14 protein-coding genes and 1 pseudogene are annotated in these 17285 nt (G+C 58.4%); 12 read left to right on the top strand and 3 right to left on the bottom strand.

The window, feature by feature from the left end; all coding sequences use genetic code 11:
• Positions 1-76: 76 nt before the first annotated feature.
• From J2J99_RS32990 to J2J99_RS32965, 6 genes and pseudogenes are all read left to right on the top strand, one after another.
• Positions 77-931 (top strand): annotated as a pseudogene (locus J2J99_RS32990) (IS5 family transposase).
• Positions 932-1289: 358 nt separating this feature from the next.
• On the top strand, positions 1290-2153 hold the full coding sequence (locus J2J99_RS32985; protein ID WP_168296345.1) for a WecB/TagA/CpsF family glycosyltransferase: 864 nt from the start codon (positions 1290-1292) through the stop codon (positions 2151-2153).
• Positions 2154-2160: 7 nt separating this feature from the next.
• Complete coding sequence (locus J2J99_RS32980) at positions 2161-3648, top strand: sugar transferase (protein WP_168296344.1); 1488 nt, start codon at positions 2161-2163, stop codon at positions 3646-3648.
• Between the two features lie 45 nt (positions 3649-3693).
• Positions 3694-4746, top strand: a complete 1053-nt coding sequence (locus J2J99_RS32975; protein ID WP_168296343.1) for a UDP-glucuronic acid decarboxylase family protein — start codon at positions 3694-3696, stop codon at positions 4744-4746.
• Between the two features lie 111 nt (positions 4747-4857).
• The gene (locus J2J99_RS32970; RefSeq protein ID WP_246638513.1) at positions 4858-5799 is read left to right on the top strand and encodes a glycosyltransferase family 8 protein; all 942 of its coding nucleotides are present in this window, start codon (positions 4858-4860) and stop codon (positions 5797-5799) included.
• Between the two features lie 68 nt (positions 5800-5867).
• On the top strand, positions 5868-6860 hold the full coding sequence (locus tag J2J99_RS32965) for a glycosyltransferase family 2 protein (RefSeq protein WP_168296341.1): 993 nt from the start codon (positions 5868-5870) through the stop codon (positions 6858-6860).
• A 175-nt stretch (positions 6861-7035) separates the two neighbouring features.
• Here the strand turns inward: J2J99_RS32965 and J2J99_RS32960 are convergent, their stop codons facing one another.
• Entirely contained in the window at positions 7036-7809 is a 774-nt protein-coding gene (locus J2J99_RS32960; protein ID WP_168296340.1) for a response regulator transcription factor, read from the bottom strand.
• Between the two features lie 559 nt (positions 7810-8368).
• Between J2J99_RS32960 and J2J99_RS32955 the strand changes: the two genes are divergently transcribed.
• Genes J2J99_RS32955 through J2J99_RS32930 form a run of 6 tightly spaced genes read left to right on the top strand, consistent with a single transcriptional unit; the run spans position 8369 to position 13903 of the window.
• On the top strand, positions 8369-8875 hold the full coding sequence (locus tag J2J99_RS32955) for an acyltransferase (protein WP_168296339.1): 507 nt from the start codon (positions 8369-8371) through the stop codon (positions 8873-8875).
• The gene (locus tag J2J99_RS32950; RefSeq protein ID WP_168296338.1) at positions 8872-9909 is read left to right on the top strand and encodes a Gfo/Idh/MocA family protein; all 1038 of its coding nucleotides are present in this window, start codon (positions 8872-8874) and stop codon (positions 9907-9909) included. Before J2J99_RS32955 ends, J2J99_RS32950 begins: the two co-directional genes overlap by 4 nt.
• Positions 9906-11009: a DegT/DnrJ/EryC1/StrS family aminotransferase gene (locus J2J99_RS32945; RefSeq protein ID WP_168296337.1), complete on the top strand. Its 1104-nt coding sequence runs from the start codon at positions 9906-9908 to the stop codon at positions 11007-11009. Before J2J99_RS32950 ends, J2J99_RS32945 begins: the two co-directional genes overlap by 4 nt.
• Positions 10999-11718, top strand: coding sequence for an acyltransferase (locus J2J99_RS32940; RefSeq protein ID WP_168296336.1), 720 nt, complete (start codon positions 10999-11001; stop codon positions 11716-11718). Before J2J99_RS32945 ends, J2J99_RS32940 begins: the two co-directional genes overlap by 11 nt.
• Positions 11715-12689 carry an NAD-dependent epimerase/dehydratase family protein gene (locus J2J99_RS32935; RefSeq protein ID WP_168296335.1) on the top strand — a complete coding sequence of 325 codons (975 nt, stop codon included), beginning with the start codon at positions 11715-11717 and terminating at the stop codon, positions 12687-12689. The genes J2J99_RS32940 and J2J99_RS32935 overlap by 4 nt, the downstream gene beginning before the upstream one ends.
• The gene (locus J2J99_RS32930) at positions 12686-13903 is read left to right on the top strand and encodes a DegT/DnrJ/EryC1/StrS family aminotransferase (protein WP_168296334.1); all 1218 of its coding nucleotides are present in this window, start codon (positions 12686-12688) and stop codon (positions 13901-13903) included. The genes J2J99_RS32935 and J2J99_RS32930 overlap by 4 nt, the downstream gene beginning before the upstream one ends.
• Positions 13904-13960: 57 nt before the next feature.
• Here the strand turns inward: J2J99_RS32930 and J2J99_RS32925 are convergent, their stop codons facing one another.
• Together J2J99_RS32925 and J2J99_RS32920 are read right to left on the bottom strand one after the other, a co-directional pair.
• Entirely contained in the window at positions 13961-15469 is a 1509-nt protein-coding gene (locus tag J2J99_RS32925; RefSeq protein ID WP_168296333.1) for an O-antigen translocase, read from the bottom strand.
• A 79-nt stretch (positions 15470-15548) separates the two neighbouring features.
• Positions 15549-16859, bottom strand: coding sequence for a polysaccharide biosynthesis/export family protein (locus J2J99_RS32920; RefSeq protein WP_205918786.1), 1311 nt, complete (start codon positions 16857-16859; stop codon positions 15549-15551).
• Positions 16860-17285 lie beyond the last annotated feature (426 nt).

The following is a 17285-nucleotide window of genomic DNA, read 5'->3' as shown; positions in this document are numbered from 1 at the left end:
GGCTGACCGAAAAAGAGTTGAGTGAAATCAGTCATTTGTGATTCTGTTTGTTTGCTTAGGACGAACGGAGACCACCATGGGTTGGACTGATTTCACCCGTCGGCAATATGCCCCGGCGCGCGAGCCGCTATGCAAGTGATCTGACGGACCGGGAATGGGGATTGATCTCGCCTTGCCTACCTGAGCCAAGGCGTTTGGGCAGGCCACATAGTACGGATTTGCGCGAGGTCGTGAATGCGCTGCTTTACATTGCTTCGACGGGTTGTCAGTGGCGAATGCTGCCAAAGGACTTTCCACCGTTTACGACAGTTCAGGCCTATTTCTACGAATGGCGGGCAACGGGTTTATGGGGCCGGATCAACCATCGTCTAGTGATGGAGATGCGCGAACTGGAAGGTCGGCAAGCCTCGCCGTCTGCTGGCGTGATCGACAGCCAGAGCGTGAAAACCACGGAAAGCGGCGGGATTTCGGGCTATGACGCCGGCAAGTAGCGACAAACTGCGTTTGCGCTGAGATCAAGGGGCGCAAGCGCCACATCATTGTCGACACGCTGGGGCTGATGGTCGGTCTGATCGTGCATGGCGCGGACATTCAGGATCGCGACGGGGCATCCGACCTTCTGAAATCGATCCGCCACCGCTGGCCCTGGTTCCGGCATGTCTTCGCCGACGGCGGCTATGCGGGCGACAAGCTGAAAGGGAGACTGGCGAAGATCGGCCAGTGGACGATGGAAATCGTCAAGCGTTCCGATAAGGCCGAGGGCTTCACCGTCCTGCCGCGCCGCTGGGTGGTGGAACGGACCTTCGCTTGGCTCGGTCGTTGCCGTAGACTGGCCAAGGATTGGGAGAAAACGATCGCCTCCGCCGAGGCATGGATCAAAATCGCCCACATCCGCATGCTCACACGGCTCGCAAGATACAGATATTGCTGAGGTCTTTTTTGAGTCAGCCTCTTAGTCACGCATCGGATTGGAAAAGGACTTCGGCGCCGTCAGGGCGGCCGGTCGAACCATCAATCACGACAAAAACCTGACCAGCTTTGCTCGCACGAAGCAGAATATCTTCTGCAACTTTGCCGGAGCTGCAACGTGATTTCAGGGCAGCGGTCATCATAAGGACCAAAATGATGAGCCATGGGGTACATGGACTTACTTCGAATATTGTACGTCGTCTCAGCATAAGACGTAAACGCAAAGCCTTTTCTACGTCCAATAGCTGGAGCGGCAAGTATGGAGACAATCGGTTTGCCGGGATATTCTGCTGACGGTTTCGGTCGCGAAAGCGTGGGTCATGAGAAAACAACCAGCAGGCAGCCAAACTTCAGTTCTTCATCCAGGGGGCGCGCTAGAATGGACGAATGTCCTTGGTGTTCGCGTTTCGGCAGTCAACCTCGAAAGCGCGACCGGGCTCATTCAAAAGGCAATCGAAGACGGGAGGAAGGGATATGTGTGCGTTCGCGACGCACACGGCATCGTCAGATGTCAAAATGACCCCGAACTGCGCTTGATACACAACCGGGCGTTCCTGGTCACTCCCGACGGCATGCCCTTGGTATGGGCGTTGAAGCGTGCCGGCCATTTGGAGAGCGACAGGGTCTATGGACCTGATCTGATGTTTTCTGTCTTCGAGGCTGGCAGCTCCAAGGGCCTGCGCCACTTCCTTTACGGCGCAACTGACGAGACGCTGAAACAGTTGAGGGCTCGTCTTCTCAAGAAGTTTCCGAACGCGCAGATCGTCGGCTCCTACGCCCCCCCGTTTCATAGGCTAACGCTGCAAGAGGAGACGGATATTGCGGACCGGATCAATGGGGCCGGCGCGGATGTCATTTGGGTCGGTCTTAGCAGCCCTAAGCAGGAACTCTGGATGGCTCGCATGCGCGATCGCCTGGATGCATCGATGCTCATCGGGGTCGGAGCGGCTTTCGACTTCCACGCCGGCCTGAAACGACAGGCTCCCAGGATCATTCAAAGAAGCGGCTTCGAATGGGTGTTCCGCCTTCTATGCGAGCCGCGACGGCTGTGGCGGCGTTATGCGCTGGTTGTGCCGACCTTCATCTCACTGACAGCATTCCAGAGACTGGGACTTCGGAAATTTCCAATCGAAGACGAGGTTTTTGGATCGAGCGCGCCAAAAGCAGTAGCTGTAAAGGTGTAGAGCCATCATGTCCCTATTAGCGTCGATATCCGACCTGCCGAAGGCAATCACCCCAAACGATGTCGCCAAGCGAACGGGTCCGGCAAACTCTGTCCCGCCCGCAAACCCCACGCGGGCCGATCAGGTCGGCAAGCGGTCAGGGCTGAATATACCAGGTCCACTCAGACGCAGGGCACTTCGGCTTGCTACGTCGTCAATCTTGGTTGCCGGCGACATCGCGAGCTATCTCATGGCCTACTCTCTTCTTCTGCTGTTTCTTCCATACGGTTCGGAGAACATGCTGCTGGAGCGTGCTTGCGCACTCGCAGCGCTGGCGGCCATCATCCTCTATGCATCGAGCGCGCTCTATCCTGGGTATCGGATCCACGACCACGAACATCTGCGCCGCCGCACGATGGCGTCTGTCAAGGTGGCTGTCATTGCGGCGCTGGGAGCAATCCTTCTACCGGAAGGGACGCGACTGCTGCTTCCCATCCTTGGGCTTCTTGGCCTCGGGTTGATTGTCCAGCCTGCCATGCATGGGGTAGCCCGTGGTCTGTCGCGGAGACTTGGGCTCTGGGGAGAGCGGGCGGTGATCATCGGGAGCCGCAATCGTATCCCCGCGCTTGTCGCGCATTTCACAGACCATTGGCAGTATGGAATTCGGCCGGAATCCTCCTCACCCGATATTTCGGAATTATCACCGGACAACGGCCCGTCGATTGCCTTGATTGCCGATGATACGGGCTCGCACATCGCCGAGTTGGCGACGTTGCGCAAGGCGTTCGCCGAAGTCATCCTCCTCTCCGACACGCCAAACGTCAAAGTAGCCGGATTGCGACCGGCGGAGGTCGGCGGAGAGATCGGTGTTCGCTTGGCGAGCAGCGGGGGGGCGGCAAACTCGAACCTGGTGCGTCGAGCCCTCGATCTGGCGATCGCCATCCCCGCGGTGCTGGTGCTTATGCCCGTCATTCTCATTGCTGCTGCGGCGATCTATGTCATCGACCCGGGGCCGGTTTTCTTCAGGCACGCCAGGGAAGGTTTGTTTGGCAAGCCGGTTCACGTCCTGAAGCTCAGGACGATGTACCGAGATGCGGAACAACGCCTCGAAGCGTTGTTCCGAGACAATCCAGCCGCACAAGCCGAATGGTCCACTCACTTCAAGCTTCGGGAGGATCCGCGCGTCTTGCCGGTGATCGGGCATCTCCTTCGCGCATCGAGCATCGATGAGCTCCCGCAGCTCGTGAATATTATTGCAGGGGAAATGGCCTTCGTGGGACCCCGTCCGTTTCCGGAGTATCACCTCTCGGCGATGGATGGAGAATTTCGCGACAAGCGGCGGTCGGTCATACCGGGCCTGACAGGCCTCTGGCAGATATCCGAACGAAGCGATGCGGACATTGAGCTGCAGCAGCAACTCGACGGATTCTACATCGACAACCGGTCCTTGTGGTTCGACTGGCACATTCTTCTCAGCACAATTCCTGCGGTCTTGAAGGGCAAGGGAGCTTGCTGAGCTGTTTCTCGTCCTGCGCGCAATCATCAACAATGGAGCACATCAATGCACGGACACAAGCGAGTTTTGGTTACCGGCGGCACCGGATTTCTGGGATCATTCCTGTGCGAAAGGCTTTTGCGAGAGGGCAATGACGTCCTCTGCGTGGACAATTACTATACCGGTTCGCGCGAAAATGTGCTGCATCTTCTTGACGATCCTCGCTTTGAGGTGCTCCGCCATGACATAACCTTCCCGCTCTATGTGGAGGTCGACGAGATATACAACCTCGCCTGTCCGGCATCTCCGGTCCACTATCAGCACGACCCCGTGCAAACGGTGAAGACCAATGTCCACGGGGCGATCAACATGCTCGGCCTGGCCAAACGCACCAAGGCGAAGATCTTCCAGGCATCGACGAGCGAAGTTTATGGCGATCCGGCCGTCCACCCCCAGCCCGAGGAGTATCGAGGCAGCGTTAATCCCATCGGCCCGCGGGCATGTTATGACGAAGGCAAGCGGTGCGCCGAGACGCTGTTCTTCGACTATCATCGTCAATATGGCGTCGAAATCAGGGTGGCGCGCATCTTCAATACCTACGGGCCGCGTATGCAGACCAATGACGGCCGCGTCGTCTCCAATTTCATCGTTCAGGCGCTTCGAAACGAGCCGATCACCATCTTCGGCAACGGCACGCAGACGCGCTCATTCTGCTATGTGGACGATCTGATCGAGGGCTTCATCCGCCTGATGGGTGCGCCGGCCGGCGTTACCGGCCCGATCAATCTCGGTAACCCAGGAGAATTCCAGGTCCGGGAGCTGGCCGAAATGGTCATCGAAATGACGGGATCGAAATCAAGCATCGTTTACAATCCGTTGCCGATCGACGATCCGACGCAGCGCAAGCCCGACATTTCCCGCGCAACGCAGGACCTCGGCTGGCAGCCGACGGTGAACCTGCGAGAAGGCCTCGAAAAGACGATCGCGTATTTCGAGTGGAAGCTTTCAGGCGCAGGCAAGAGCATGGCTGGCGCCCAGGCACTACGAACGGGCTACGCCCATCTGCCTACCCCGGCCGTCGGCCTTCCTGTTCAGGAAGCTGCAGCAATCCGGCCATGAACGGCAACGTCGATCGTTACAAGGCGAAGCTCTCTTTCGATGGGATGTGCCGGAAACATGAATGTGCGTAGCATACCTACAGGAGCCGCCCCTGCGGGCACAAAACAGCGGTTGGGCCCCATCGTCTTTGCGGTCGATGCGGCCTACGCCGTCCCCTTGGCGACTGCCCTGAGATCGGTCGCCGAGAATAACCAGAGCGCATGGCCCCTGGATATTCATGTCATTCATGAGGGAATAGGCGAAGAAACGAAGCGGCTGATCCTTGAATCTCTACCTGCAGATTCTGCAGTTATTCAGTGGCATCCCATCGCCACATTGTCCTTCGCCAGCGGATTTTCCACGCGCCCCGGCGTTTCCAAGATGACTTTCGCAAGGATCCTGCTGCCGCAGTTTCTTCCGCCGACCTGCAGCCGGGCTTTGTATCTGGATGGCGACATCCTGGTGCTGACTTCGCTTGAACAATTATGGAATATCGACCTCGGCGACGCGGTGATCGGCGCGGTACCAGATTACTGGCTGGACAATCCTGCGAGCAACGGACCAGCCGCAAGAGGCGGTGCTCGCGTCAAACGGTATTTCAACGCCGGCATTCTGCTTATCGACCTTGCAAAATGGCGAAACGAGCGAATTTCGGAGCGATCGCTGGACTACCTCGACCGCTTTCCAACGACGGAATATTCGGATCAGGACGCTCTTAACGTTGCCTGCGACGGGAAGTGGAAGATACTGGACCGCGCCTGGAATTTCCAGTTCGAGCCAAGGCAGGCGATCGCCGGCGTCGCGCGCGAGCAGAAGGCCGCGATCGTTCATTTCGTGACCAATGTGAAGCCCTGGAAATCCGGAAGTTTGAGCCCTAACGTCGTCTTCTACGACGCGTTTCGGTCCCGGACGCGTTTTGCGCTTACACGTTGGGGGCGCGTTCGGAGTGGTTTGAAGCGTGCCGGATCCCGGCTGCTTGCCCGATCCGCCTTGTTGAGAGCTGCATGGTCTTACACGAAATCGGCTGTGCGGGCGAGCGCTTCAACATTCGGATCGGTGCGCAAAAACATGTAATAGCAAAATGAAACTGCGTTCTGGCTCATGAATTGCCCGGACGAACGATTGACTGCGGAGGAACAAGAGTGCAACGCGTTGATGTCGTCATTCCCTGCTACAACTACGCTCATTTCCTAGCGGAATCTGTTGAAAGCGTTCTTACACAAGCGGGCGTCGATGTGCGTGTACTCATTCTGGATGACTGCTCGCCAGACAATACGCCGGAAGTCGGAATGGCTCTGGCATCGAGGGACAGCCGGGTTATCTATCGGCGGCACGCGACAAACCAGGGCCACATCGCCACCTACAATGAGGGAATCGAGTGGGCCGGCGGTGATCTCTTCCTGCTTCTCTCCGCCGACGACTATCTCTTGCCGGGTGCGCTCGGCCGTGCTTCGGAGCTGATGCGCGATCATCCGGATGTGGGGTTCACCTTCGGGAACGCCCTCATTGCCGAGCCGAGCGGCGCCGTAACCAAGCGCGCCGATCCTCTCGGCTCTAAAGGCGTGCCTGCGACGCAGGTCTTTTCCGGCCCGCAATTCATGCGGTTGAGTGGAGCGAACAACCTGGTTCCGACACCGACCGCCGTCGTGAGAACGACGCTGCAAAAACAGGTCGGCGGCTATAATAAGGAACTGCCGCATGCCGGTGACATGGAAATGTGGCTGCGGCTCGCATCCCATGCCGGGGTGGGTTACATCAACGACGATCAAGCAGTATACCGCAGACATGCGTCAAACATGTCGCTACAATACTATGGCAAAACGATCCTTCCAGATCTCCGGCAAAGACAACAGGCTTTTGATATTCTGTTTCGCCAAGGCGCCGATAGCCTCAAGCAGGATGAGAAACTCAGACGTTTTCTTGCCAGAGCTCTCGGAAAACAGGCGCTTCGGCTGGCCGGCATGGCATTCAACAATTTCGATGTTGCTACAGCCGTGGCTATTCAACGATTTGCTCTCGAGGTTTGCCCCGAAGTCAGAAATTCAGCGCCCTGGGTCAAGTTGGTCTGCAAGCAGGCAATCGGGCCGAAGTACTGGCGCGCCTTGAATTCTATCGGACGAAGAGCTGCCGGATGAGCAGGCGGGGCGGACGAGCAAGTTTCTTCCGCGACTCCGGAAACAATAGCAATTGAGGGATCGATCGCTATCTGATCAACGGGTCCCAGCAACACAAAACCCGGTGACGCATGCGCGTCACCGGGTGAGTTGGGCAGGAACGGCTTGCAGGTTACGAAGATATTCCCTGCTGGTATCAGCACAAAGACTTTGCGCTCATGCCTGAAATACCATCCTGGAACAAGTCGTTGAGCTTGAACACGACTTCCGTCCTGTTGGTTGCCTTGACCTTTTTCATGATGTTGCGGACATGCACCTTGACCGTGCTTTCTCGCAGATTGAGCTCATAGGCGATGATCTTGTTCGCCTTGCCGCGCCGCAGTGCCGCTACGACTTCGGCCTGACGGTCTGTGAATATCCCAGCCAGCGGCTGGGCAGTCGAACTGCTCGACTGCAGCAAGTGACGCATGGCGAACAGAGCGCTTGCAGGCACAAAAAGTCCACCTGCGACCGATAGTGCGATCAACTCCATGCAAACGCTGATGCTGACGGAGGCTGGTATGTAACCTTTGGCTCCGCAGTCGATCGCCCTGACTATCTGGGCGAAATCATCACTATCTGACAGGATGATCACCGGCGTCGAGACGAATTCGGACGAAAGGCTCTTGATCTGCTCCGAAACGGCAGGCTCGTCGACCATCTTGCCACCGATATTCAAGAGAATTGCCGAAAGCGGAGGATATTCTTCGCGCTTCTGCTTCCACTCCTCAATAGATCCAAATGCCAGAATCTGGAAATCTGCCGTGTGGGCGGTCATGCATTGCGCAAGGCAATGCCGATCAAGTTCCCTCCTGTCGAGAATGACAAGTGAGTGCTTCGGAGTTGCCAGTCGGGCAGGCGCCGAAGCATTTTCTATTTCTAGGGGAAATGATATATTCTCCTGCTTATGGTTTAGGCTTATTGTATCCAACGCCTCATCCTCCCAGTCTTTTCCACGCAGTACGCAAAGTCGAACATGAGCTCCCCTCGCAAAAAGGAGAGTTTGGTTAACAAAAGTGTTAATTTATTACCACAGTTCCGGAGTCACCACACTAATTAATAGTGGTTACGCCTGCACCTTTGTTCCATGATTGGATATCAATAGATCAACTTTTAAAACTGATCAATATATTTCTAAGCAGATTTCATAAAGATATATGACATTACTATATATATTCAATGAGACCTGCCGAGCATCTGCAATCAATGCCCTGCCACCGATGTTAGGGGCAGGATCGACTGCCGGCTGACGGCCGCTGCGGTCGCGCGACGGCCGTAGACCTTCGCGCGCCTCGTCATCCGATTTTCGTAAGCGTATACGCCTTTTGGTGAATGAGCTTCGACGTATTGTTTCTTTACTAAGAGGACGAAAACAATTCTCTTTGGAGGCAGGGAAATATTTGCTCTGTTGAAATGAAATCTTGCGCATTCATAGGATTGTGACCGGTTTCAACCAAATCAGGGCCCGTTTGAGTAGGGGACGAGCCGGGATGATTGCCTCGAACGTCAAGCTGGATGACAGCTGCGTTATTCACCATCGAGATCTTGTGAATCTCTACGGCTGCACGATCGGAGCGGGAACGCGCATCGGCACCTTCGTTGAAATCCAGAAAAACGTCATCGTCGGAAGAGACTGCAAAATCTCCAGCCACTCCTTCCTCTGCGAAGGCGTGACGCTCGAGGACGGCGTTTTTATCGGCCACGGGGTGATGTTCACCAATGACACTTACCCGCGCGCCGTCAATGCGGACGGCAGTCTGCAGACGGAGGCCGACTGGGTTGTCATTCCCACCCTGGTCAAGCGCCATGCTTCGATCGGCAGCAACGCCACCATCCTGCCAGGCGTGACCATCGGAGAAGCCGCCCTGATCGGGGCCGGCGCTGTCGTAACCAAGGATGTGCCTGACGGCGCCATTGTTGCCGGAGTTCCGGCGAGGATCACCGGTCACGTTCATGACCGGTCAGTAAACATGCAAGCGTTTGGAGGAATGCGATGATCGGCATTGCTGTTGTTGGATATGGATATTGGGGTCCGAACCTGGTCCGCAATATTTCGGAGGCGGGCGGCGCACAACTCATTTCAGTCTGCGATCTCAATGTCGATCGGTTGGCGGCCGTGAAGAGCCGCTATCCGGCAGTAACGATCACCGATGATTTCGAGGAAGTCCTGCGTGATCCAAGAGTGGATGCAATCGCGATCGCGACGCCGGTCTCGACCCACTACAAGCTCGCAATGCAGGCCATGATGGCCGGAAAGCATGTCTTCGTCGAAAAGCCGATGGCATCGACGACGGAGGAAGCATCGCGGATGGTCGAAGAGGCGGCGCGGCGACGCCTCGTGCTCGCAGTCGATCACACCTTCGTCCACACCGGCGCCGTCCGCAAGATGCGCGAGCTGGTCGAAAGCGGCCTCGGCGACATGTATTACTATGACTCGGTTCGGGTCAATCTGGGGCTCTTCCAGCACGATGTGAGCGTGATCTGGGATCTTGCGGTGCACGACCTGTCGATCCTGGACCACGTCCTGCAGGAAAGGCCGGTGGCAGTTTCCGCGACGGGCATGAGCCATGTCCTCGGCGAACCTGAAAACATCGCCTATCTGACGCTCTTTTTCGAGAGCAAGCTCATCGCCCACATTCACGTCAATTGGCTGGCGCCGGTCAAGGTGCGCCGCACGCTGATCGGCGGCAGCAACAAGATGATCGTCTATGACGATCTCGAGCCCAGTGAGAAGATCAAGGTCTACGACAAGGGCATCACCATGTGCCCCAACTCTGACGCATATGGCGAGAAGGTCCATCAGATGCTGGTGGGATACCGCAGCGGCGACATGTGGGCGCCCAAGCTCGATATGACAGAGGCGTTGAGACGCGAACTGGATCAGTTCGTCGATTGCATCGAGCAGAATTCGCGGCCGATTACGGACGGGCAAGCGGGCCTGCGTGTCGTCCGCATCCTTGAAGCCGCAAGCCGGTCGCTCGCTCAGCGCGGTCGTATCATCGAGCTCGAAGAGGCGAGGCGCATTGCATGATCCCGTTCCTGGACCTGAAGGCACAGTATAATTCCATCAAGAGCGAAATCGACGCCGCGGTGCTCGGCGTCCTGGCTTCGGGGCAATACATATTGGGCGAGGAGGTCGCCCGGCTCGAGCAGGAATTCGCGGACTATTGCAACGTCAAGCATGCCATCGCAGTCAACACCGGCACCAGCGCCCTGCATCTGTCGCTTCTGGCGGCCGGCGTCGGTCCCGGCGATGAAGTCATCACCGTGCCATTTACCTTCGTCGCGACCGTATCGGCGATCTGCTATACAGGCGCACGGCCTGTTTTCGTCGATGTCGAGCCAGTGACGCTGACGATGGATCCGGCTCAGCTTGAGGCAAAGATCACACCCCGCACGAAGGCCATCATTCCCGTCCATCTCTATGGGCAGATGGCCGATATGGATGCGATCCAAGCGATTGCCGACCACTACCGGATACCTGTTATCGAGGACGCCTGCCAGGCGCATGGGGCGCAATACAGAGGCGCGCGCGCCGGCAGCCTCGGCATATCCGGCTGCTTCAGCTTCTATCCGGGTAAAAATCTGGGCGCTTGCGGCGAGGGGGGCATCGTCGTGACCAACCGCGACGACCAGGCCAAAACAATGCGTATGCTGCGAGACTGGGGCCAAGAGCAGCGCTATCACCATCTGCTGAAGGGCTTCAACTACCGCATGGACGCCATTCAGGGCGCGATCCTGCGCATCAAGCTCAGGCATCTTGAGGCATGGACCGAAGCGCGCCGCGCTCATGCAGGCCGCTACTCGTCGCTGCTTGGACGATCGGCGCATTTGACGACGCCGGTCGAGAAAGCCGGCCGACGCCACGTCTATCACGTTTATGCCATCAGAAGCAGCGATCGCGACGAGCTTCAGCGCGTGCTGAGCGCCGAGGGTATTCAGTCCGGGCTGCACTATCCGATCCCCGTGCATCTGCAGCAGGCCCATGCCGACCTTGGTTACCGGTTCGGCGATTTCCCCGTCTCGGAGACCGCCGCAAAAGAGGTTCTCTCGCTGCCGATCTATCCTGAGATGCCCGCGCGGCACGTCGATCAGGTGGCAGCTGCGTTGGAAGACGCCTATGTCAGCTGATCGTGCGGGTGAGGCTCGGATCGTGCATGCTGTCCACGGCCGTCAAGAAAAACCGGCGGATCCGGCCTACCAGGCGGGGCTGGCCGAAGAGCTCAGGCAATCCTATGGGCGCGCCGGCCTGATCGAACTCTACGGTCGCTTCGCGACGGGGGATGGTGTCGTCGACACCCTGATGCGCAAAGCCATATGGCAAGCGGTCACGCGCAGCTGCGGCTCCGGATTGCAGGTTGCAGGCGGCGCCGGCTTCAAACACCCCGAGACGTTCGAGATCGGCAACGGGGTGTTCATCGGCGCTCAGGCCTATATCCAGGGACGCTTCGATGGCCGATGCAAAATCGGCGACAATGTCTGGATCGGACCGATGTCCTATTTCGACGCTCGCGATCTCGTGATCGAGGATTCCGTCGGATGGGGACCTGGCGCCAAGGTGCTTGGCTCGACCCACACGGCGCTGCCGGTGGATGTGCCGATCATCCGCACGGATCTTGAAATCAGGCCGGTACGCATCTGTGCAGAGGCCGATATCGGAACGAATGCGACCATTCTTCCCGGCGTGACCATCGGGAAGGGGGCGATCGTTGGGGCGGGAGCTGTCGTCGTCGCGGACGTCGAGCCCTTCTCGGTTGTCGCAGGAGTCCCTGCGAAATTTATTCGTTGGCGTTCGGAGAATGATCCGATGACGAACATGTCGCGTGAGGAGAGATCATGAGAAACAAACGGGTACTCATTACCGGCGGTGCCGGTCTGATCGGTTCGCATATTGCCGATCTTGTCGCATTGGAAAAACCTCGCGAGATCATCATCCTCGACAATTTCGTGCGCGGGCGCCGGGACAATCTCAGCTCGGCAATAGGCAGCGCGCCCCTTAACGTCATCGATGGCGATATCCGCGACAGGTCGCTGCTGGCGAAAGCCTTCGACGGCGTCGATATCGTCTTTCATCAGGCGGCCATCCGCATAACCCAATGCGCGGAAGAGCCGCGACTGGCCTTCGAAGTTCTGGCCGAAGGCACGTTCAACGTTCTCGAAGCTGCCGTCAAGGCGGGTGTTTCGAAGGTCGTCGCGGCCTCTTCCGCCTCCGTGCTGGGGCTTGCCGAAAGCTTTCCGACGACCGAACAGCATCATCCCTACAATAACCGGACGATCTACGGCGCGGCAAAGACCTTCAACGAGGGATTACTGCGCAGCTTCGCGGATATGTACGGCCTGCGCTATGTCGCGCTGCGTTATTTCAATGTCTACGGGCCACGAATGGACGTTTACGGCGCCTATACCGAAGTGCTGATCCGCTGGATGGAACGCCTTGCGGCCGGAATGCCGCCGCTCATCTATGGAGACGGGAGCCAAACGATGGACTTCGTCGATGCACGCGACATCGCCCGGGCAAACGTGCTGGCGGCAAAGAGTGACGTTACCGACGAGGTGTTCAACGTTGCGAGCGGTAGAGAAATTAGCCTGCTGGAACTCGCGCAGATGCTGAGCGACATCATGGGGTCTTCACTCGAGCCGCAACACAAAGAGGCGCGCGCGGTCAACGGTGTAACCCGTCGTCTTGCCGATATCAGCAAGGCCGAAAGGCTTCTGGGCTTCAAGGCGGAAATTTCGATGGAGCAAGGGCTTCGTGACCTTGTCGCGTGGTGGCAGTCGAAGACCGCTGCAGCCGGAGGTCAAGCTGCATGAGCCCGTTATTATCCACAATTCCTGTCGCCAAACCCGTCCTCGGAGAGGAAGAGGCTGAAGCCGCGCGCCGCGTTATTCTATCGGGATGGGTGACCCAGGGGCCCGAAGTCGCCGCTTTCGAGCGTGAATTCGCGGCCTATGTCGGCGCCGCACACGCCTGCGCCGTCTCCAACTGCACGACCGCGCTGCATTTGGCCCTGATGGCGGTCGGCATCGGCGCGGGCGACGAGGTGATCACGGTCAGCCATTCGTTTATCGCAACCGCGAACGCCATCCGCTATTGCAACGCCGTGCCGGTATTTGTCGACATCGAGGCCGATGGCTACAATATCGATCCCAGCCTGATCGAAGCAGCCATTACCTCCCGCACAAAGGCAATCCTGTGTGTGCATCAGCTTGGAATGCCTTGTGATCTCGGACCTATCGTCGAGATCGGCAAGCGCCACTCGATCCCTGTAATCGAAGATGCGGCCTGTGCGACGGGAAGCGAAATCCTGTCGGACGGCCGCTGGGAAAAGATCGGCAAGCCGCATGGCGACATTGCCTGCTTCTCTTTCCACCCGAGAAAGGTCGTCACGACAGGCGATGGCGGCATGTTGACCACGGCCAATGCCGATTATGACCGGAAATTCCGGCTGTGGCGCCAGCATGGCATGAGTGTCACCGATGCCGTCCGCCACGGCTCGAAGCAGGTGATTTTCGAGGATTATGACGAACTGGGCTACAATTACCGGATGACCGACCTTCAGGCCGCTGTCGGACGTGAGCAGTTGCGGCGGCTGCCGGAGTTGGTTGCCCAGCGCCGGCTCGTTGCTGAGCAATATTGCCAACGTCTATCGACGATTGCCGGGCTTTCTCCGCCGGCCGAGCCAGACTGGGCTCGAAGCAACTGGCAGAGCTTCTGTGTGAGATTGCCCGATACGGCCGACCAGCGCGCCGTCATGCAGAACCTGCTCGACCAGGGTATCTCAACCCGGCGCGGTGTGATGAACATTCACCTGGAGGGAGCCTATTCCGGTGAGAGCTCCCACCGCATTGCCACGAGCCTGATGCGAAGCGTGTCTGCGCAGCAGCAAACCATCATCCTGCCGCTTTATGCCCAGATGACGGTGTCTGACGTGGACCGGGTTGTTGAGGCACTTCGCGCAGCCCTTGCGCAGGCGACCGGCGAAGCGGTCAGCCCGCAACGTACCATGGACGTCGCTGTCGCCTGATCCTCGCAATTGCCGACTTCCAACAATGCGCGTATCGCCCGATGCGCGCATTGTTCGTTATGCTGATTTCGTGATCCAGCCGCGGATGGCCGCTGGAACGGACTCCGGCGGCAGCAGGTCGACCAGCATGCGCAGCGAATAGAGCCCGCAGACAGCGACGGCGAGGAAGCCGATCAGCGTCGCCGGCCATAGCGGCAAGATAGAGAACATCAGGAATACCAGTGCCGATGCGGGCAGGAAAATCAGCGCATGTCTGCGATTGGCGGCGGACCAGCGAAAACCGGTCAGCTTCCGCACGATCACATAGATGAGGATGCTGTGCCAAACATAGAGTCCAAAAAACGCCATGCCGGCTCCTTGCGTCCCAAGTAGCGATACAAGGAGCCAGGCCAGGCCCACATGCATGACCGCCGCCGCAACCTCCGTCCAGAAGAAAATCGCCTGGGTACGCTTCGCCACGACGATGAAACCCATTGGCCAGGAAATAATGCGCAGCATCATGCCAAGGCAGATCCAGCGCAGAAGATCGACGGCTCCATGAAATTCCGATGAATAGAACAGGCTCATCATCAGCGGCGCGAGCGTCAGCGTGCCGATCAGGCCGGGACCAGCGAGCAGCATGCTGATTTCCGCCTGCTCATTGACCAGCCGATTGCATTCGGCATCGTTGTCGGCGGCCGCGGTCAGGCGCGGATAAAAATCCGTTCCCATCGCTTGCAAGATAAAGCCGGCATAGAGACCGCCAAGGCCCCAGGCCGCCTGGTACAATCCAGCCCCTATGACGCCGCCCTCTTTCAACACGATAAGGCGGACGGCATAAGCCGCGCCGAAGGTCAAAAGCCCGCTTGCCATGAAGACGAAGCCGAGCCTGAGCAGGGCCGATAATTCCCGACCGAACTCGCGCGTGGGCATTGGCGAGGGATGCGGACAGATCCGCCGGCTGTACCACCAGGTCGGAAGGATTGAAGCCGCCGCAATCACCACGAGAGACGGAGCGATCGCCTGCAGGCCGAACAGATAGATCAGCGGGATGCTGACGGCCGTGCCGAAAAGCCCGGCAAGCACGTTGATACGGGCAAGATCTGCAATGCCCCGCAGACCCTGGATCAATGCAGTCTGCCCCGCAGAGACCAGCCGAAAAAAGATTGCCAGCGACAGCAATGCGATGCCGCCGGCATGCTGGTAGTCGCCGAAGGTGAAATTCGAGACCGGGAATGCCAGGGCGGCGAGGAGAAACGCACCAAGCAGGCCGAGCACCATCGATATGCGTCTCAGCACCGTCGCCGATCGTGCAACAGTTTCAGCGTCGTTGCTCCCCGCAGCTTCGGCAATCTGGCGCACGCCGCTGCTGCCCACGCCGAGCCCGGCAATCGCCTGGGCGATATCGAGGATCGACCCGTACAGGCCCATGAGTCCCACGCCTTCCGGCCCGAGCAGGACGGCCATGGCTTTGTTTCTGATAATGCCGAGTGCCACGTTGACGAGTGAAGAGCCACCCATCAGCATCGTCGATTTGAGGATCTGGGTGTAGGTCGGGCTGCTGGGTGGGATCATCCTCAATGTCATCGAAAGCCCCAGCGGTTTACCCCGGGCTTGCGTTCAATCGCCCGCCGTAGGCTCGATTGCAGCAGATGACTTTCGCTGTTCACCGGCTTGCCTGACTGACATGCGCCTCTGTCTCGACAGACAGCGCAGCGTCGTCTTCGGATGGCGCATCGGCGGAGCGGGCCCGGGTGACCCTGACCACGTCGCCCGGCGCCAGTTCCGTCGTTTCGGAGGCCGGGAACTGATTGACCTCACCCTTGTCCCGCCGGCTGATGATGAACGTCAGCGGAAGTTCGTCGCTGCGGTCCATCGCGCTCGCACCGTTCGATACTTCTTCGAGAAGAAGCTGTTGCGTGGTGTCGCGCTTCAGTTTGAGCTGATCGAGATTGGCCTTCTCCGCCTGCACCTCGGAAGCGTTCTCGCTGCGGCGATTGTCGGAAAGTCCCTCGAGATTGCGCTTCGTCTCATTGATCGCCTGGCGACCCCGCATGATGGCGGTGACGAGGTCGAGCCGGTCTGAGCGATAGGTAGTCAGCAATCGTTCCAGATCCATCTGGCGTGAGGTGATCGTCAGGCCCTTCTGGACCAGCGTCCTCACGCTCGTCAGCTGTTCCTCGACTGACTGGATATTGTCATCCGAGCCTTTCAGCTTTTCTTCCAGCGTCTCGATTTCCGCGGTCAAAAGATTGCGCAGTTCGACGAGGGCCACCGACTGCTTGTCCAGCGCGCTTGCGCGGGCCTGAAAAATGACCCGCTCTTCCGCGAAGATACTCTCGGCATATTGCCGGTCAGCAGCGGATGGCTGATCGAAAGCGATCTCCTTCGCGCCGGTCATCTCCGCTTGCAGCCGCGCAAGCTTTGCGGCGCTACGCAGCAGCGCGTGGTCGATTTCCCGCAAATCGCCGGCAAGCTTGATCGTATCCGATCGCTGCTGCGCCGCAGCCCGCAACGGGCCGCCGCTCATGGCGAGCGATTGCAGGACGCTCAAGCCGGAGTGAAACTTGTATTCTCCCGGCGCCATCACGTCTCCGACGACGTAAATGGAGGGATAGTTGAGAATATCGATGGTCACGGCAGGTGCCTGGGCCAGACCCATCTTCGCCTGAAGGCGCTTGCCGATCTCGTTGGTCAGGCCCTCATTGTCCAGATTCCCCACCGCCAGCGACCCCAGAAAGGGCAGGGAGACTATACCTGCATCCGAAACCGTATATTCGCCGCCGATCCCATCCCATCGTTCAAATTGGCCCTTGGACGGTATCCATTGCACGACCGTCAGGCGGATCTTCGTTTGCGGAGCCAAGGGGGTGCCTTCGGCGAGAGCTGGCGGTACAGCTCCGGCAAGAAAGACGAGCGCACTGATGACGGATGTCGCGCGAAAGAACACGCGAGGGGGGCGGTGCGATGGATTCATATACATGTCTCGCCTGCAAAACATTCTAACACGGACGCTGATACAATAGGTTTGAACGCTGCTTGAACGCCGGACCCAAGTCCGGAACTTGATCGCCAGTGTGCAGCCTGGCGAAGCCTTGAGGAAGGTGGAGGTCGTTCGCTTTGCCACATCAATATTGATGAGGTGGGGAGGTGCCTCAGCCCAAATTGAGTAGAAACATATATCTCCGGCGCGACGCGAAGGCATAGATCGGGGAAAATCAATAGGTTCTGCACGCAGGAGTAGGCGCGCTCGCTTGGGGGAAGCGCAACCATGCCGGTAGCGCCTTTCTGGCCGGATCATCGATTTGTCGGGATGAACCGGCGCCGCCACCACTGCTGCGGCTTCGATCCCGCACAGAACGTGGCGAATCGTCGCTCGCGTGCGTCTCGTCCAGCGCGTCGG

Origin of the sequence: Rhizobium binae (assembly GCF_017357225.1) — a bacterium.
In the GTDB taxonomy this organism is placed as follows: domain Bacteria; phylum Pseudomonadota; class Alphaproteobacteria; order Rhizobiales; family Rhizobiaceae; genus Rhizobium; species Rhizobium binae.
The sequence above is the reverse complement of the archived record's forward strand: the minus strand, read 5'-3'. Positions and strand labels throughout refer to the sequence as shown.

What these genes read in the sequence shown, in the direction of transcription:
- J2J99_RS32985 (WP_168296345.1), top strand. Translation starts at nt 1,290, where the DNA reads ATGAGAAAACAACCAGCAGGCAGCCAAACTTCAGTTCTTCATCCAGGG.
- J2J99_RS32980 (WP_168296344.1), top strand. Translation starts at nt 2,161, where the DNA reads ATGTCCCTATTAGCGTCGATATCCGACCTGCCGAAGGCAATCACCCCA.
- J2J99_RS32975 (WP_168296343.1), top strand. Translation starts at nt 3,694, where the DNA reads ATGCACGGACACAAGCGAGTTTTGGTTACCGGCGGCACCGGATTTCTG.
- J2J99_RS32955 (WP_168296339.1), top strand. Translation starts at nt 8,369, where the DNA reads ATGATTGCCTCGAACGTCAAGCTGGATGACAGCTGCGTTATTCACCAT.
- J2J99_RS32950 (WP_168296338.1), top strand. Translation starts at nt 8,872, where the DNA reads ATGATCGGCATTGCTGTTGTTGGATATGGATATTGGGGTCCGAACCTG.
- J2J99_RS32945 (WP_168296337.1), top strand. Translation starts at nt 9,906, where the DNA reads ATGATCCCGTTCCTGGACCTGAAGGCACAGTATAATTCCATCAAGAGC.
- J2J99_RS32940 (WP_168296336.1), top strand. Translation starts at nt 10,999, where the DNA reads ATGTCAGCTGATCGTGCGGGTGAGGCTCGGATCGTGCATGCTGTCCAC.
- J2J99_RS32935 (WP_168296335.1), top strand. Translation starts at nt 11,715, where the DNA reads ATGAGAAACAAACGGGTACTCATTACCGGCGGTGCCGGTCTGATCGGT.
- J2J99_RS32930 (WP_168296334.1), top strand. Translation starts at nt 12,686, where the DNA reads ATGAGCCCGTTATTATCCACAATTCCTGTCGCCAAACCCGTCCTCGGA.
- J2J99_RS32925 (WP_168296333.1), bottom strand. Translation starts at nt 15,469, where the DNA reads ATGACATTGAGGATGATCCCACCCAGCAGCCCGACCTACACCCAGATC.
- J2J99_RS32920 (WP_205918786.1), bottom strand. Translation starts at nt 16,859, where the DNA reads ATGAATCCATCGCACCGCCCCCCTCGCGTGTTCTTTCGCGCGACATCC.